General features: G+C 58.2%; 14 protein-coding genes, 3 pseudogenes and 1 CRISPR repeat array (1 of these 18 running past the window's edge). Of the genes and pseudogenes, 6 read left to right on the plus strand and 11 right to left on the minus strand.

Features of this window, described 5'->3' with window-relative positions; translation table 11 throughout:
* Nucleotides 1-81: 81 nt before the first annotated feature.
* Both ACVWZ1_RS06830 and ACVWZ1_RS06835 read left to right on the plus strand, forming a co-directional pair.
* Nucleotides 82-465, plus strand: a pseudogene (locus ACVWZ1_RS06830) (Uma2 family endonuclease); the annotation flags it as partial.
* A gap of 291 nt (nucleotides 466-756) precedes the next feature.
* Nucleotides 757-1,206 carry a tetratricopeptide repeat protein gene (locus ACVWZ1_RS06835; protein ID WP_457444799.1) on the plus strand — a complete coding sequence of 150 codons (450 nt, stop codon included), beginning with the start codon at nucleotides 757-759 and terminating at the stop codon, nucleotides 1,204-1,206.
* Here the strand turns inward: ACVWZ1_RS06835 and lipB are convergent.
* Nucleotides 1,203-1,964 (minus strand): lipoyl(octanoyl) transferase LipB, encoded by a 762-nt coding sequence (lipB, locus tag ACVWZ1_RS06840; protein WP_457502951.1) that lies wholly within the window; start codon nucleotides 1,962-1,964, stop codon nucleotides 1,203-1,205. The genes ACVWZ1_RS06835 and lipB overlap by 4 nt on opposite strands.
* 76 nt (nucleotides 1,965-2,040) lie before the next feature.
* Nucleotides 2,041-2,373: a thioredoxin gene (trxA, locus tag ACVWZ1_RS06845; protein WP_414417012.1), complete on the minus strand. Its 333-nt coding sequence runs from the start codon at nucleotides 2,371-2,373 to the stop codon at nucleotides 2,041-2,043.
* Between the two features lie 236 nt (nucleotides 2,374-2,609).
* On the opposite strand from trxA, the gene ACVWZ1_RS06850 reads away from it, so the two are divergent.
* The gene (locus ACVWZ1_RS06850; protein WP_457502931.1) at nucleotides 2,610-3,869 is read left to right on the plus strand and encodes a hypothetical protein; all 1,260 of its coding nucleotides are present in this window, start codon (nucleotides 2,610-2,612) and stop codon (nucleotides 3,867-3,869) included.
* Here the strand turns inward: ACVWZ1_RS06850 and ACVWZ1_RS06855 are convergent.
* Nucleotides 3,847-4,260, minus strand: coding sequence for an STAS domain-containing protein (locus ACVWZ1_RS06855; RefSeq protein ID WP_457502933.1), 414 nt, complete (start codon nucleotides 4,258-4,260; stop codon nucleotides 3,847-3,849). The two genes, ACVWZ1_RS06850 and ACVWZ1_RS06855, sit on opposite strands and share 23 nt — an antisense overlap.
* Nucleotides 4,261-4,371: 111 nt before the next feature.
* Between ACVWZ1_RS06855 and ACVWZ1_RS06860 the strand changes: the two are divergent.
* Nucleotides 4,372-4,555: pseudogene (locus tag ACVWZ1_RS06860) on the plus strand (hypothetical protein); the annotation flags it as partial.
* Nucleotides 4,556-4,593: 38 nt separating this feature from the next.
* Here ACVWZ1_RS06860 and ACVWZ1_RS06865 read toward each other — a convergent pair.
* The 6 genes and pseudogenes from ACVWZ1_RS06865 to ACVWZ1_RS06890 form a co-directional block, all read right to left on the minus strand.
* Complete coding sequence (locus ACVWZ1_RS06865) at nucleotides 4,594-5,940, minus strand: SulP family inorganic anion transporter (protein ID WP_457502934.1); 1,347 nt, start codon at nucleotides 5,938-5,940, stop codon at nucleotides 4,594-4,596.
* Nucleotides 5,937-6,461: pseudogene (locus ACVWZ1_RS06870) on the minus strand (rhodanese-like domain-containing protein). Before ACVWZ1_RS06870 ends, ACVWZ1_RS06865 begins: the two are co-directional and overlap by 4 nt.
* Nucleotides 6,462-7,709: an RNA-guided endonuclease InsQ/TnpB family protein gene (locus ACVWZ1_RS06875; RefSeq protein WP_457502952.1), complete on the minus strand. Its 1,248-nt coding sequence runs from the start codon at nucleotides 7,707-7,709 to the stop codon at nucleotides 6,462-6,464.
* A complete protein-coding gene (locus tag ACVWZ1_RS06880; RefSeq protein WP_457502935.1) occupies nucleotides 7,597-8,190 on the minus strand; it encodes an IS607 family transposase in 594 nt (197 codons plus the stop codon). Before ACVWZ1_RS06880 ends, ACVWZ1_RS06875 begins: the two co-directional genes overlap by 113 nt.
* Before the next feature lie 194 nt (nucleotides 8,191-8,384).
* Nucleotides 8,385-8,867 carry a DUF29 domain-containing protein gene (locus ACVWZ1_RS06885; RefSeq protein ID WP_414352140.1) on the minus strand — a complete coding sequence of 161 codons (483 nt, stop codon included), beginning with the start codon at nucleotides 8,865-8,867 and terminating at the stop codon, nucleotides 8,385-8,387.
* Between the two features lie 116 nt (nucleotides 8,868-8,983).
* Nucleotides 8,984-9,700 (minus strand): MBL fold metallo-hydrolase, encoded by a 717-nt coding sequence (locus tag ACVWZ1_RS06890; protein WP_457502936.1) that lies wholly within the window; start codon nucleotides 9,698-9,700, stop codon nucleotides 8,984-8,986.
* A gap of 129 nt (nucleotides 9,701-9,829) precedes the next feature.
* Here ACVWZ1_RS06890 and ACVWZ1_RS06895 point away from each other — a divergent pair, with 129 nt between their 5' ends.
* The gene (locus ACVWZ1_RS06895; protein WP_457406482.1) at nucleotides 9,830-10,210 is read left to right on the plus strand and encodes an ArsR/SmtB family transcription factor; all 381 of its coding nucleotides are present in this window, start codon (nucleotides 9,830-9,832) and stop codon (nucleotides 10,208-10,210) included.
* A 48-nt stretch (nucleotides 10,211-10,258) separates the two neighbouring features.
* Here ACVWZ1_RS06895 and ACVWZ1_RS06900 read toward each other — a convergent pair whose 3' ends face one another.
* A complete protein-coding gene (locus tag ACVWZ1_RS06900; protein WP_457502937.1) occupies nucleotides 10,259-11,206 on the minus strand; it encodes a UDP-glucuronic acid decarboxylase family protein in 948 nt (315 codons plus the stop codon).
* A gap of 24 nt (nucleotides 11,207-11,230) precedes the next feature.
* On the minus strand, nucleotides 11,231-12,637 hold the full coding sequence (locus ACVWZ1_RS06905; RefSeq protein ID WP_457502938.1) for a UDP-glucose dehydrogenase family protein: 1,407 nt from the start codon (nucleotides 12,635-12,637) through the stop codon (nucleotides 11,231-11,233).
* A 135-nt stretch (nucleotides 12,638-12,772) separates the two neighbouring features.
* On the opposite strand from ACVWZ1_RS06905, the gene ACVWZ1_RS06910 reads away from it, so the two are divergent.
* Nucleotides 12,773-13,678, plus strand: a complete 906-nt coding sequence (locus ACVWZ1_RS06910; RefSeq protein ID WP_457502939.1) for a cation diffusion facilitator family transporter — start codon at nucleotides 12,773-12,775, stop codon at nucleotides 13,676-13,678.
* A 271-nt stretch (nucleotides 13,679-13,949) separates the two neighbouring features.
* Nucleotides 13,950-14,687: direct repeats of the CRISPR family, unit length 36 nt; unit sequence GTTCCCCCTTCGGGGGGATCCCTAGAAATTGGAAAC (it continues 7,789 nt past the right edge of the window).

Here is a 14,687-nt window from a genome sequence, read left to right on the forward strand (position 1 = left end):
TTCGCGTCAGCGGGACGGAGTCCTTGAAGCCCGCACTCTTTCGCTTTAGCGGCGCGGAGCGCTTTGCGTTAGCATGAGTGCGGGAGTATGTCACATTCCAGCACTGCTTTTAAGATGAAGAGTGGAAATTGGCGCTCCCCTGACATCTCTTTTTTTGCTAAAGAACGCTTGCAGGGCATGGCTGAACTGCCCACAGGATTTTTGGAAGGCGCTCCAGATCTGGCTGTTGAAGTGCTTTCCCCCCGCAATACGGTTGAAGAAATTCATGACAAGCTGGTGGAGTACTTTGAAAATGGCAGCCGCCTGGTTTGGCTGGTTCACCCCAGCGAGCACTACGTCCTGGTGTATCGCAGCTCTCAAGAGCCTGACCGCCTCCTGAAATCGGTTGATCTTCTAGAAGGTGAAGAGGTTATTCCAGGATTTGCCCTGCCGGTGGCTCATCTATTCCAGAAGCTTTCCTTGTAACATCCCCCCGCCCTCACTCTAGCCAATAGAGCTTGGGCCTCCCAACCTTGCCATTGGGCATTCCTGCCCCGCGTCACAGAACGACTTGGCAGAGGAGTCGGTATCTCGACCCTGACTTTCCCGCCAGAGCGCGGAACTTGTAGCTCCCCGCACCCCTTGCAAGTTAAGTGCAGGGGGTTGCCCCTCTCGCCGACGGTCTATATTGAACTAGTTCGGGATCCGAAGAGGACGTCATTAGCGGTGCGGAGCACAATCAAGTGTCGATGGGGAAGGATAGCTCTGATAGGTTTCTTGGCAGCATTCCTCGCTCCTGCCCCTGCCATCTCTTTGCCTGCCTTCCCACCTCCTCCTGAGAAGACCTCGGCCCCAAACACTGCTTCCGAGTTCAACTGGCAGGGATCCCTCAAGTTGCTGCGGGGGGATCCCGTGGCTGCCCTGTCGGATCTGGATCGGGCGGTGCAGTTGGATCCCACCTATGCGCCGGCCTATGTGAACCGCAGCTACGTCTACAACCAGTTGCGCCAGCCGGAAGAAGCTCTGGCCGATGCGGAGCGGGCCATTCAGTTGAATGCAGGGATCCCAGAAGCCTACTTTAGCCGCGGGGTGGCCTATCTTCAGTTGGGGGATCGAGAAGCGGCGATGGCCGACTTTCGCCAGGCGTTGGCTCTCTTTTCCAAGAGTGGCAACTTTGCCGACCGAACCATCATGCAACAACTGCTGCGCCAGTTGGGGGTGGATTAGCCTTGAGTCTTTAGAGACTTGCGTTCTCCCAACCACTCTGATAAGGAAACTTCCTGAGCTTGCAGCCCAAAGACCTGACAAAAGGACTTCACCACCACCGGGGCCACTGCCGCCATCGTTACTCGGGGACAAAACTGAACCAGGGATCCCACCGGGCGATCAGGGATCCCACAAGGCACGATGGCCTTGAAGGCAGCTAGATCCGGGCAGACGTTGAGGGCAAAGCCGTGGTAGGTCACCCAGCGGGAGACCTTGATGCCGATGGCCGCCACTTTGCGCCCCTCCACCCAAACCCCTGTGAGGCCAGGGATCCGCTCCCCCCGCAGGCCAAAGTGGGCCACAGTTTCAATAAGCACCTGCTCCAGTTGGCGCAGGTACCAGTGGAGATCCAGACGGTGGCGCCTGAGGTTGAGGATCGCATAACCAACCCACTGGCCTGGCCCGTGGTAAGTGACTTCGCCGCCGCGCTCTACCCGCAGGATTTCTGGCCCTTGTCCAGAGAGGAATTCTGGGCGGGCAGCTGGGGATCCTATCTGTCCAGCCAAGCTCTTGAGGAACTTGGGATCCGCCCCTGCCCCCAGGGTGTAGACCGGCGGGTGGGTGAGCAGTAGGAGCCCATCTGGCAGCTGCGGATTGCAGATCAGGCGAGCCACCCTGGCTTGCTGCCAAGCCCAAGCGGTGCGATAGGGCACCTCTCCCGCCAGGTGAACCTCCAGAGGCGGAGATCCCAAAGAGCGCTCAAACACCTGCGAGGACATCTCAAAGACGGTTTTGCTGGAGAGCTCGCTGTGCCACCAGAAGATGACCAAAAGACCCCATCCCAGCAACGTCCACCTAGCCTACCGGCAGGTTGACCTGCGCCCGCAACCGCTCCAACAAGGCGCGAGGCTGCAACAGCCCCTCAATGCGGTCAATCGGCTTCCCATCTTTGAAGAGGATCAGCGTTGGCACCGCTTGAATGCCCCAGCGAGCAGCGATGGTTGGGTACTTTTCGGTGTCAACCTTCACAAAAGTAACCGCATCCCCCACCTGAGGTTTTACCTGCTCCAACACTTGCGCCATAACCTGACAAGGGCCGCACCAGGAAGCATAAAAATCCACCAGGATCGGGGTTTTGGATCCCTGAATCATGTCGTCAAAGCTTTTGAATTGCTGTTTGTGCGCCATAGGAAACTCCAAGGGTGTTCTGAAAAGCCTGAGATGAAATCTATTTGTAAGCTAACTGTTTGAGATTAAAAATTGGTGTGGAGATCTCGCCGCAGCCTGCTTCGGTTTCCCGGTAGGATGGCTAGGGTTCAGGAGAAGAGCTAGAGCGTACCCGTAGTCTAGGGTGTTGTGGTGGACAAAGGGGCAGACTTTAGCAGGGCTTAAGCACTTGTCTTTTTTTGAGGAGTGGGATCCCGATGGCAACAAGTAGCAGCATGGTGAATCGTGGCGTGTTGGCTGCAGTGCTGGCCGGGGTAGGACTCAGCCTATGGGGGGCTTGGCGTTGGCTTTGGGATCCCTCGGCTTGGAGCCAGGTGGTGGCCGGGCTGCTGCTCAGCTTGGGAACGTTGCTGTACTGGCTGAAAACCCGCCCCGCTGACCAGCTGGTGGTGGAACCCAAGGGCTGGGGCATAGGCCGCAACACCTTGGAGCACTGGGTTATCCAGGCGGAGTTCGTGGCCCGCAACCTCAACCCCCTCTTTGAGGTCACCTTGGCCCAGGTGCAGCCGCGACTGCATTTGCTCAGCGCCGGATCCCTAGAAGGCATTGACACCCGCCTACGCCTGCGCTCTCGCCATCCGGATCTTCCCCCCCGGCAAGACAACTACTGGCAGGCCTACATCATCACCCCCCAGAACCAGACTGGCCTAGAGGTTGAGATCGAGCTGAAGGGGAAAGGGCTAGCGGATCTGCGCTCGGCCTGGCTCCAGCTGGACTACATTCAGTACGGGCGGCAGCGGCGCACCCTCAAGACCAGCCACCTCATCCTGCCGTTGCAAGAGGTGGAGCCCTTGCCAGAGCTGAACTGGCAGCAGCAGGGATCCCTCCTTTGGGCCGCCGTTCCCACCCATCTGCTGACCCCCAGCGATGACTTGGCCGAGGTGCTACGGCGGTATGTAGGCCCTCACATCCAGCCCGGCGATATGGTGGCCATCTCGGAAAGCGCCGTGGCTATTGTCCAGGGCAACTTCCGCCATCCCCTGCAGGTGCAGCCCGGCTGGCTGGCCCGCACCCTGTGCTACTTCTTCCCCTCCAAGACCAGTCTTTCAAGCTGCTACGGGATGCAGACTTTGATCGACTGCTCCGGGACCTGGCGGGTGGTGTGGGCTTTTGTGGTGGGATCCCTGGCCAAACTGCTGGGGATCCCGGGGGTCTTTTATGCCCTGGCGGGGGAGCAGGCCGACCTCATCGACGACGTTACTGGCACTTTGCCTCCCTACGACCAGTTCATTGTGCTGGGGCCGCGGGATCCGGCCAAGTTGGTGGGGGATCTGCATCGGCAGACGGGCTACGAAGTGGCCATCGTGGATGCCAACGACCTGGGAGAGGTGAAGCTCCTGGCCGCCACCTCCGGGGTGCAGGGATCCCTGGTGAAGCAGGCGCTGCGCAAAAACCCCGCCGGCAATGCCGCCGAACAGACCCCCCTTGTGCTGATCAGGCAGAGGCCATCTGACTAGAGGTGGCTTGGGATCTCAGAGCCTGCATAGCCTCGTGGGTGGAGAAGAAGATGCGCTCGCTGCCGATTTTCTCCACAAAACCGGCCATCTTGAGGCGATCCATCACCGGCCCCTTCACCTCGGCCATGGCAAAGCCCACCCCTGCCTGCTGCAAACGTTCCACCAACTGGGTCAGCACTTCCAAAGCGCTGCCGTCGATGAAGTTGATGGCGCTGGCAACGAGCAGCACCTGCTCCACTGTGGGTCGCGCCGCCACCTCTCGCAGCAGATACTCCTGCAAGTAGGCTGCGTTGGCAAAAAACAGGCTCTCGTCCACCCGCACCGCCAGAATGTGGGGATCGGTAATCACCTCATGGCGCTGCACGTTGCGGTAGTGCTCCGTACCGGGCACCTGACCCACGATGGCAATGTGAGGACGGCTAGCCCGCCAAAGAAAGAGCAGGATGGAGCATGACTCTAGTCAATAATAAGCTCAACTATACTGAAAATAATGTATAATATGTTCAGTACGGATTACTACCAGTTGATCTTTCTGTTTACTTTCGAGTCTGCCAACATGGTAGCCAAAGCAAAGCAGAAAATTGGTAGTAAGACGACACGGAAACTGCGCTTTGGGTATTCTACTCAAAGCTTTGCGGGATACCGCCATTCTGGTTGGAAACAAACAGAATGCTATCGCTGCATAGTTGAACAGTGATGTTCAGCAGTGTTCAGCGTAAATGTATCAGACTAACACCCCTATTCCGATCCCCTGCTCCACCCCGATCCCCAGCACACTGGCAAAGGTTACCAACCAAACCAGGGCATCGCCGCGGTCGTAGCGCCAGCTTTGCAGCAGGGGGTGAAAATCCACCAGGGCCAGCACCGCCACCAGAACGATGGCCGCCAGGGTGGTCTGGGGCAAGAAGGTGAACAGTGGCATCAGCCAGATGACCGTCAAAGCCACCAACAGGCCGGTGATTAGGGAGGCCAGGCCACTGTTGGCGCCTGCTTGAAAGTTCACCACCGACCGGCTGATGCCTCCCGTTACCGGATAGCCGCCACTGCAGGCTGCTGCCAAGTTGGCTGCCCCCAAAGCCACCAGATCCTGGTTGGGAGCCACCTTCTGCCGCCGCTGGCTGGCCAGCGATTGCCCCACAGCATAGCTTTCCGTGAAGCCCACCAAGCTGATGGCCAAGGCTGTGGGCAGAAGCGCTGTCCACTGTCCCCAGCTCAACGAGGGAAAGCCCAAGGGGGGCAACCCGGAAGGAATGGAGCCGACGACAGGTACCCCTGCCCTCTCGGATAGGTTTAGGCCCCCCACCAACAGGCTGGTCACGAGCACAGCCGCCAGCGGTGCCCCCTTAGTCAAAGGCAGGGCCCAACCTGGAGGCACGCCCCAGCGCCGCAGTTGGTGGGGCAGCTTGTGCTGGGCGTACACCAGCAGGGATATGGCCAGCAGCCCCAAGCCAAAGGTTACCCAGTTTACCTTATCCAGGCTCTGCCACAGCCGCTGCACCAACAGCAAGAAGGACTCCGTGTTGGCGATCTTGACCCCCAAGAGGTGCCGGAGCTGGCTGAAGCCGATGATCAAGGCTGCCGCGCTGCCAAAGGCAGTCACCACCGTGTGGCTTAAGAAATTGGCCAAAAATCCCAGCCGCAACAACCCCATCGCCCCTTGAATCAAACCCACTTCCAAGGCCAGCCCCAAAGCCAACTGCCCGTACTCCGGGCTGCCCGGCAAGGACTCCGTCCCGCTGACGCGACCGGCCAGCGGCTCTAACCCTGCCGCCACCAAGAGGGAGATGATGGCCACTGGCCCTACCGCCAAGGCGCGGCTGGATCCCAGTAGTCCATAGACGATCACCGGCAAAATACTGGCGTACAGGCCCACTTGGGGGGGCAACCCGGCCAACAGGGCATAGGCCATGCTCTGGGGCACCAGCAGAATAGCCACCACAAGGCCGGCGATCAGATCTCCCGGCAAATCTGATCGCTGATAGTGGAAGACCCAAAGGGACTCCTTAGCAAAGGGCAGGTACCGCGCCAGGATCCCTTGCCCCCCAGAGGAAGTAGAAGGGATCCCACTCATAGCGCCTGACCTCGGTTCCAGGGCATGCGAGCCAAGAGCAGAGCCATGCCACAGGTGTTGGTTACACCCGCAAACACCAGCCCAGCGCCCACAAAGCCACTCAGCAGCAGCCACCAGGGGTTGACAAAGGCCCCCAGAAGGGTTCCGGTGAGCACCAGGGATCCCGCTGCAATCTGCACCTGCCGCATGATGGAGATGGGAGCATTTTGGGTGCGAGTAACGGGCAGCTTGGCCGCTTTCCAAGCCTCGATCCCGCCCTTGAGGCTAATCACCTCCGGTCAGCCGCGGTCTAGCAACTGACAACCGGCGCGGATGGAGCGGCTGCCCATGCGGCAGTGCAACACCACCGGCTTCTCTGGCGTGGAAGCAGGCGCTTTGGCCGGGTCAAAGGTAGATAGGGGCATGTTGATGGCCCCCGGGATCCGCTCATCGGCATATTCTCCCGGCTCCCGCACATCAATGAGCTGGACTCGCCCCTGATCCAGCCACTGTTTTAAGGTCAGGGCATCGATCTGATACATTTACGCTGAACACTGCTGACCATTACTGCTCAACGGTGAAGCGATAGCATTCTGTCCGTTTCCGTTGTCGCTACGCGACGCTAACGCGACCGCGTTAGCGGGCCGGAGGCCGAACAGAAAGGCGGTATCCCGCAAAGCCCTGAGCATGACGCCCAGAGCGCCTTGCCAATCTCGTGGTAGCCTATGGCTGCACTTGGGGCATGTGAACACCTTTGCGCCACCCAACTTGGTGTGGATGTGCCCGCACTTGGTACAGGTTTTGCTGGTGTACGCTTCCGATACTTCCACGACGACCACGTTTTTCTTTTGGGCTTGAAATTTCAGGAACTGCTTGAACCGATAGTGCGCCCAGGTGAGCATCGCCCTTGCTGTCTTGCTACCAAACTTCCTCCCTGCCTTGGCAACCATCTTGGCTGACTCGAAAGTGGGGAGGAATATCAATCGGTAGTTATCCGTTAGGAACGCCGCTACCTTGCGATGGCACTCGTCCACCAAGTTCCTGATTCTCTCCCGCAGACGAAACGCCGCTTGCCGCATTCGCCTACGCTTGGGCCTCGGCGCTTTGCTCAGCCTGGACTGCAGATCGTCTAGGTGGTAGCACAGCCGAGTGATTCTACCAAAGTCCCCCTTGGCGATATCTACAAAACCTGCCCCATCAAACCCTGTGAAGAAGCTTCTTACTCCAGGGTCAAGCGCAATCACCCCCTTTGCTAACGAACACTGCTCGTTCACAGGCTCAGGGAAGATGGCATACCATCTGTCTTTCACCCGCATTAGTTCAGTCCCACGTGCCCATTCTCTGGGTACCTCCTCGGATGCACGAAACGCCAAACCTCGGGTGAGTTTCGGATACCACGTCCCATTGCGAAAGTTGCCGGCGTTGAATTGCAGCGTATGCGACCTGTCCCGCACACTGCGAAACCTCGCGTCTTTGCTTCGACGAAACGCCAACCACGCCTCGACGACCGCGTTCTGTTTGATGTGGCAGGGGGCGTCCTTTACCCACTGGGGCAGGTCGGAGTGCAGGATGATATCCCGCAGCTTTCTGGCCGTTCTTGGAGCACCATGCTGACGCTGATAGGCAATCGCTTGGTTGTAGCAGTACCGGCACGCCGCTTGCCACCGCTTCCAGACTTTAGCCAGCGCTGGTTCCGGATAAATCCGTATCTTTCTCGATTGCAGCCCGATATTTCCTGAGTCCGTGGAGCCGACTGCTGAAGCAGTGCAGGATGGTGAGGATATCCTCAACCAGTTCCTGTTGGGGAGAAAGGTGATCGTCATCGAGAACCAAGATTTCGCACCCGTATTGACGGCAGTACCACTCAACGAACTCAAATCCAAACCGGCAGAGTCGATCCCTGTGAGCGACCACAATTGTTCCGACATCTCCCGCACGAACTCGTTCCAATAAGGCAAGGAACTTTGGTCTTTTGAAGTCGAGACCGCCGCCAACCTCTCCGACCACTTCGGCTCCAGGATAGAGGTTAACCAGTCTTGCAATCTGTCGCTCCAAGTCTGGTTTCTGCCCTCGACTACTGACTCGGGCGTACAAAACGACTCGTTTGATTTTTTTTGGCGTTTTGATGTAGCTGTCGAGGTCATACCTTCTCGCCCTACCGGATGGTGTACGTATTGCTTTGATCCAGCCCTTCTTTTCCCATCGCCTCAAGGTGTGGAGACACACCCCAAAATAATCCGCCGCCTCTCTCGGTTTCACATACCTAGCCATACCAAGCAGCCATACTGAACATACTGTACATTATTTTCATTATAGTCCAGCGTATCATTGACTAGAGTCATGCTCCTTGAGACGGGGATCCCGTTCTTGCGAAGCGGAAGGGATAGGGTTTTGTTGGGTTACGGTCATGGTTGTCTCCTTGCTTCTAGCGTTGTCTAAAATGCAAAATGCAGCGATTTTTGGGATTAATCCCCCTCCTCAAGCAAATGACTGGGCTCACCGGGGTAAAACCGGCTATCCAGGATTTGCTCTGAGGAATAAGGGCAGGTTTTGGGGAAAATCTTTCTGGGCAGCTTGGTCTCCTCCAGGGCCAGCTTCAGCGCCCCCAAGTAAGACTTGGAGATGGCCTCTGGCAAATAGGGCTTGAGACTTGGGCTTTCTTCAAGAAGCTCCAGAACTTCCTGCCGCTGCAGCTGGAGGGTGAGGAGCCAGCTTGCGGATCTCCCCTCTGGCTGGTACTCCCACTTGAGGAGATGCCCAACCAAAACTGCAAGTCGGTTTCGCAGTTCCTGCCGCTGTTGCCTGCCCAACGATTCAATCTCCTCGACTAAATTGGGCAGATCCAGCTTCTCCCAGGCCCGATCCCGCAGAAATTGAGCTTGTTGCTGGATCCAAGCGTAGAAATCGCTCTCATAGAGACTTTCTCGATCCACGCTCAAACTCTCCATTTCTGGCAAGCCAATTGAGAGAAGGTTACCCAGAGCAGCGGGCCCTCACCATCGGAGTTTCACATGGGCTCCCCAGCTGGCGGGGGCTTACCCTGCACCTCGCTGCTCAGAAGGAATTAAACCGCTGCTGCCACTTGGCCGCACTGCTCGTTGGCCGGCACCGCTTCCTGGATCTTCTTCGGCTGGGGCAGGTTGAGGCTGTTCATCAGGGCAATGAAGCTCTCACGGGAACGCAGGTTGCCCGTTTCCGGATCCACAAAGCGCGGGTTCCAGCGCTTCTCCTCGCCAATGGTGGAGACGGTGTGCCCGCGATAGTCGTGGCCGGGGTAGACCAAAGTCTCGTCGGGCAGCGTAAACAAGTGCTGGGTAACATGGTCGTACATCAGGCCGGGATCCCCGCTTTGGAAATCCGTGCGCCCACAGCCGCGGATCAGCAGGGCATCTCCGGTAAGGACGCGATCCCCATTCACGCGGTAGGTCATGTGGCTGTCGGTGTGGCCCAGGGTAGCGATGGCTTCAATGACGACGGATCCCACTTGCAGCGTTTCCCCATGACCGATGAAACGATCTGCACATTGAGCCTTGGCCTGTACTGGCACCACCCCTTGGCAACCGGTCAGTTCCCGCAGCTTCCCGGTTCCCGTAATGTGATCGGCGTGAACGTGGGTTTCCAGGCAGTACTTCAAGGTTAGACCCAATTCCCGAATCAGCTTCAAATCCCGCTCCACCTGCTCCAGCACTGGATCCACCAGGGCGGCCTCGCGAGTTGCCGGATCCACGATTAAATAGGTGTAGGTGCTTGTTTCTGCGTCGAACAGTTGGCGAAATAGCATAGTGCCCTCCTGTCTGGTATCGAAAGTCCGACGTGAACTTGGACTTTCTAGGAACACTATATAACTATCTAGTGTTAAAATCAAGTTGCATGGACGGCGCAAGCAGGTTTGTTGATTGGGGAAAAGTCGGTGAGCAGAGCGGATGTGAATGAGTGTCGCACGATCCTGACGCCGCAGGTTCTCGACAGCGTGGCAGAGTACTTCAAGGTTTTGGCGGAACCCAACCGCCTGCAGATCCTGTGTCAGTTGCGCTCGGGGCCCAAGAACGTCACCCAAATCTTGGAAGCTACGGGTATGGGCCAGGCCAATGTTTCCAAGCACCTCAAGATCCTGACCCAGGCAGGGATCGTCAGCCGTCAGCCCAAGGGGGTGAGTGTTTATTACCAAATTGCGGATCCCATGTGCTTTGAGCTGTGTGAAATGGTATGTCGGCAGTTGGTGAGTCGGCTGCAACAGCAAGCCCGCCAACTGGAGCCGCTGGCAGCCATTCACCCAGGTCAATCGAGCTGAGGCGGAAAGGGTTCTCAAACGGGTTGGGATTTCGCGAGCACCCGAAGGTTATTCCAGCCCCAGCCGCCGACGAAAGTAAGGGATGGTCTGTTGCAGCCCAACTTGCAGCGGGATCCGAGGCTCCCAACCCAAGAGGGCGCGGGCTTTGCCAATATCCGGCTGCCGTTGTCTGGGATCGTCCGTCGGCAGAGGCCGGTAAACGATGGGAGAAGGGCTGCCGGTGAGGGCGAGCACCTGCTGGGCCAGCTCCAGGATCGTGAACTCCTCGGGGTTGCCCAAGTTAAAGGGTCCGGGGTAGGGGCTGTTCATCAGCCGGATCAAGCCTTCCACCAGGTCGGAGATGTAGCAAAAGCTGCGGGTCTGGGATCCATCCCCATAGACCGTCAGGGGATCCCCGCGCAGGGCCTGGACGATAAAGTTGCTCACCACGCGGCCATCGTCCTCCCGCATGGCGGGGCCGTAGGTGTTGAAGATGCGGGCCACCCGGATCTCCGTCTGGTATTGCCGCTGCCAGTCGAAGGTGAGGGTTTCCGCCAAGCGCTTGGATTCGTCGTAGCAGGCCCGCGGGCCAATGGGGTTGACGTGGCCCCAGTAGTCTTCCGGTTGGGGATGCACTTGGGGATCCCCGTACACTTCTGAAGTCGAGGCCAGCAGGAACCTCGCTCCCGTTTTCTGGGCCAGTTGCAGCAGGTGATAGGTGCCCCAGACGCCGGTGCGGATGGTGCGGATGGGATCCGCTTGGTAGTGGGGGGGAGAAGCGGGGCAGGCCAGGTGGTAGATCTGCTGGATCCCGGCCTCTTCCAAAGCGGGCGGCAAGGGATCCGCCACGTCGTGCCAAATGAACTGAAAGGCTGGGTTGTCTAGATGAGCTTGGACATTGAGCTGCCGGCCCGTGTAGCCGTTATCCAGACAAATGACCCAGTGGCCTTCTTGCAGAAGGCGGGTTACCAAGTGGGATCCGATAAATCCGAGGCCACCCGTAACCAGGATCTTCATGATTTCCCCTGATTTCCCCAGCACCTACCAGCCCACTCCAATGAGGGTTATGCCCGCCTGCCGCACCGCCTCCCGATCCAGACAGTTACGGCCATCGATGAGCAAGGGCCGCCGCATCAGCTCTGCAATCCGTCGGTAATCCAGCGACAAAAACTCCGGCCACTCCGTCACCAACACCAGGGCATCGCAGTCCTGGGCCAGCCGGAACACATCCGTTTCCACCACCACATGGGCTAGCCCCTCCCGCATCCCCGAGGCGGATACAATCGGATCATATGCCTTGACCTTGGCCCCCAGACGGTGGAGTTGTTCGATCAAAGTCAGGGAAGGGGCATCCCGCAGGTCGTCGGTGTGGGGTTTAAACGTGAGGCCCAAAAGGCCAACGGTTTTACCCTTGAGCACCTTGAGGGCCTGCTGCAGCTTTTCCACCAGGCGCTGCCGCTGTTCTCGGTTAACCTCCACCGTGGCCTGCAACAGCTTGGCCTCATAGCCATAGTCAGCAGCGGTTTGAATGAGAGCCGCCAGATCTTTGGGGAAGCAGCTTCCGCCCCACCCTATGCCAGCGTTGAGAAAGGCGCGGCCAATGCGCCTATCTAGGCCGATCCCTTCCGCCACCTGGGTGATGTCGGCGCCGGTGCGCTCGCAGATGTTGGCCATTTCGTTGATGAAGCTAATCTTGGTGGCCAGGAAGGCGTTGGCGGCATACTTGATCATTTCGGCAGAAGCCAGGTCGGTCACCAGCAAAGGCACGGGATCCCCGCCCAGACCCTGCTGGCGACTGAGGATGGGTTTGTAAAGCTGCCGCATGATTTCAATGGCGCGGGGGCTGTTGGAGCCAATCACAATGCGATCCGGGTAGAAGGTATCTTGGATGGCACTGCCCTCCCGTAGGAACTCGGGGTTGCTCACCACGTCAAACTGCGGCGTCCAAGGCGAGAGCTCCAAGGTCAGGGATCTGGCCTCTGGATCTCTCCCCACTTCTCGGCTGCTCAGCCGCTGCTTGGCGGCTTCGGCGGCCCCGTCCAAAATGAGCATGCGCACCCAGTCGCCGGAGCCAATGGGCACAGTGGATTTGTTGACAATGACTCGATAGTGCTCGTCCAGATGCTGGCCAATTTCCCGCGCCACTGCTTCCACGTAGCGCAGATCGGGATCCCCGCTGGGCAGGGCCGGGGTGCCCACGGCAATAAACACCACCTCGCTGGCCTGGATCCCAGAGCCCAGATCGGTGCTAAAGTGCAGCCGACCCGCCGCAGTTCCCTCCCGCACCAGCTCTTCCAGGCCGGGCTCGTAGATGGGCAGGCGACCCCGCTGCAGCCCTTCAATCTTGGCGGAGTTGTTGTCCACACAGATAACGCTATTTCCTAGGTGAGCCAGGCAAGCCCCTGTTACCAGGCCCACATAGCCAGCGCCTACCACAGCAACGTGCATACTCAGAGTTCGCTCCCCAATCGGCGGCCACTTGACTAAGCCTTAGCAGCTTGCTTTTAGGGTACCCTCCCTTACCCCTATTGAGGTCGGTGACAGAACAAAGCAGGATATCTGTGGATCCCCGCCCGAGCTGCAGTGAGCTTTCTGGATTCTGCTGCCATAGCCAGCCGCCGTCAGCGCCAAGTGCAGAGGGTGCTGTACGTCACGCTAGGGCTAAATGTCCTGGTGTTTCTGATCAAGTTAATCCTGGGGCTGACGACGGGATCCCTGAGCCTCATTGCCGATGCCCTGCACAGCTCCACCGACAGCGCCAGCAACATTTTGGGCTTGGTGGCCGTGCGCTTTTCTTCGCCAGAGCCCGATGACGACCATCCCTACGGCCATCGCAAGTTTGAAGCCATTGGAGCGCTGGGGATCGCTGCCTTTTTGGGGATGGCCAGCCTGGAAATCTTGCGCACAGCCGTGGAGCGGTTTTGGGAGCCCCAGCCCCACCTGCAGATTGACGAGCTAACCTTGGGGGTGATGGTGGGCGTGCTGGGCATTAATGTCTTTGTTACCCTCTACGAGCACCGCTGGGGCAAAGCTCTGTCCAGCTCGCTGCTGTTGGCCGATGCGCGCCATACCCTCAGCGACGTTGGGGTGACGCTGACGGTGTTGCTGGGGTTGGCCGGCATGCATTATTGGGGGATCCCTTGGTTGGATCAAGCCCTGGCTTTGCCGGTGGCGCTGCTGGTGCTCCGAAGCGGCTGGGAAGTGCTGCAGGAGAATCTTCCCTACCTCACCGACCGGGTGGCGATCCCCTCTGAGGCCCTGCGGGATCTGATCCTGAGCGTGCCAGGCGTGCTCGACTGCCATGACATCACTTCCCGCGGCATCCCCGGGGAGATAGTCTTTATCGAGATGCACCTGGTGGTGGAGCCGCAGGATATCGAGTCCGCCCACCGCCTCACTGAGGAAGTCGAACACCTCCTGCAAGGGCGCTACGGGCCGGCGCGGATCCTCATCCACCTGGAGCCCCGCTCCCATATCGAGCAACCCTAGCAGGAGCTCGCCACCTGCCAACAGATAGCCTAGCCAAACCTCAGGGATCCTGATGTTTCCAAAAGAACACCAAAACGGTATCAACGCCTCTGCGAGCGTCCCTCAAAATCTCGGAAAAGCCCATTCTTTCGTCGGATCCCTCGACGCCTTGTGCCACAAGGCTTTCCGGCCCCAAAACCCCCTCGCCGAAACTCTTTTTGCCCCCTTTTTTCCGGATCCCTCGCAAACGGGTCTTGCATCCCTTGCCCTGCTTGGCTTTAATAGGGGTGGTGTTCCCCCTTCGGGGGGATCCCTAGAAATTGGAAACTTGCAGACAGAACTGAACATCTACCGGGCTCACGTAAGCCGTTCCCCCTTCGGGGGGATCCCTAGAAATTGGAAACAGTGGGCGATCTCCTTAGCTAAGGAAGTGCGCAAATTAACGTTCCCCCTTCGGGGGGATCCCTAGAAATTGGAAACAAACTCTAGCGATTCTACTTAGCTCACCAACAAAGTGAGTTCCCCCTTCGGGGGGATCCCTAGAAATTGGAAACGTAATACACCTTCAAGACGATAAATAATGAAGTTAAGTAGTTCCCCCTTCGGGGGGATCCCTAGAAATTGGAAACGATCAAGGACCTGTTTAGGTAAAACCACCTCGCCCGGCTTCAGGTTCCCCCTTCGGGGGGATCCCTAGAAATTGGAAACATGTTTCTGAGGTCTTCCTGAGGCTTCTAGGGCATTGTTCCCCCTTCGGGGGGATCCCTAGAAATTGGAAACTCGATGTCACTGGGACCAGGTCTTTGAACCGATTGTCCCCTGTTCCCCCTTCGGGGGGATCCCTAGAAATTGGAAACAACGCAGCTAAGATCCGGCTCTTTAAGCTCTCGGTATGAAGTTCCCCCTTCGGGGGGATCCCTAGAAATTGGAAACAAGAATATTCGCATGACGGTGTCTGAAGCCCTCGGGCTTCCACGTTCCCCCTTCGGGGGGATCCCTAGAAATTGGAAACGTGCTGGGCCATGCAACT

The sequence above is a fragment of the Thermostichus sp. MS-CIW-25 genome, from assembly GCF_054060015.1.

What these genes read in the sequence shown, in the direction of transcription:
- lipB (WP_457502951.1), bottom strand. Translation starts at nt 1,964, where the DNA reads ATGTCCTCGCAGGTGTTTGAGCGCTCTTTGGGATCTCCGCCTCTGGAG.
- trxA (WP_414417012.1), bottom strand. Translation starts at nt 2,373, where the DNA reads ATGGCGCACAAACAGCAATTCAAAAGCTTTGACGACATGATTCAGGGA.
- ACVWZ1_RS06850 (WP_457502931.1), top strand. Translation starts at nt 2,610, where the DNA reads ATGGCAACAAGTAGCAGCATGGTGAATCGTGGCGTGTTGGCTGCAGTG.
- ACVWZ1_RS06865 (WP_457502934.1), bottom strand. Translation starts at nt 5,940, where the DNA reads ATGAGTGGGATCCCTTCTACTTCCTCTGGGGGGCAAGGGATCCTGGCG.
- ACVWZ1_RS06880 (WP_457502935.1), bottom strand. Translation starts at nt 8,190, where the DNA reads ATGGCTAGGTATGTGAAACCGAGAGAGGCGGCGGATTATTTTGGGGTG.
- ACVWZ1_RS06885 (WP_414352140.1), bottom strand. Translation starts at nt 8,867, where the DNA reads ATGGAGAGTTTGAGCGTGGATCGAGAAAGTCTCTATGAGAGCGATTTC.
- ACVWZ1_RS06890 (WP_457502936.1), bottom strand. Translation starts at nt 9,700, where the DNA reads ATGCTATTTCGCCAACTGTTCGACGCAGAAACAAGCACCTACACCTAT.
- ACVWZ1_RS06900 (WP_457502937.1), bottom strand. Translation starts at nt 11,206, where the DNA reads ATGAAGATCCTGGTTACGGGTGGCCTCGGATTTATCGGATCCCACTTG.
- ACVWZ1_RS06905 (WP_457502938.1), bottom strand. Translation starts at nt 12,637, where the DNA reads ATGCACGTTGCTGTGGTAGGCGCTGGCTATGTGGGCCTGGTAACAGGG.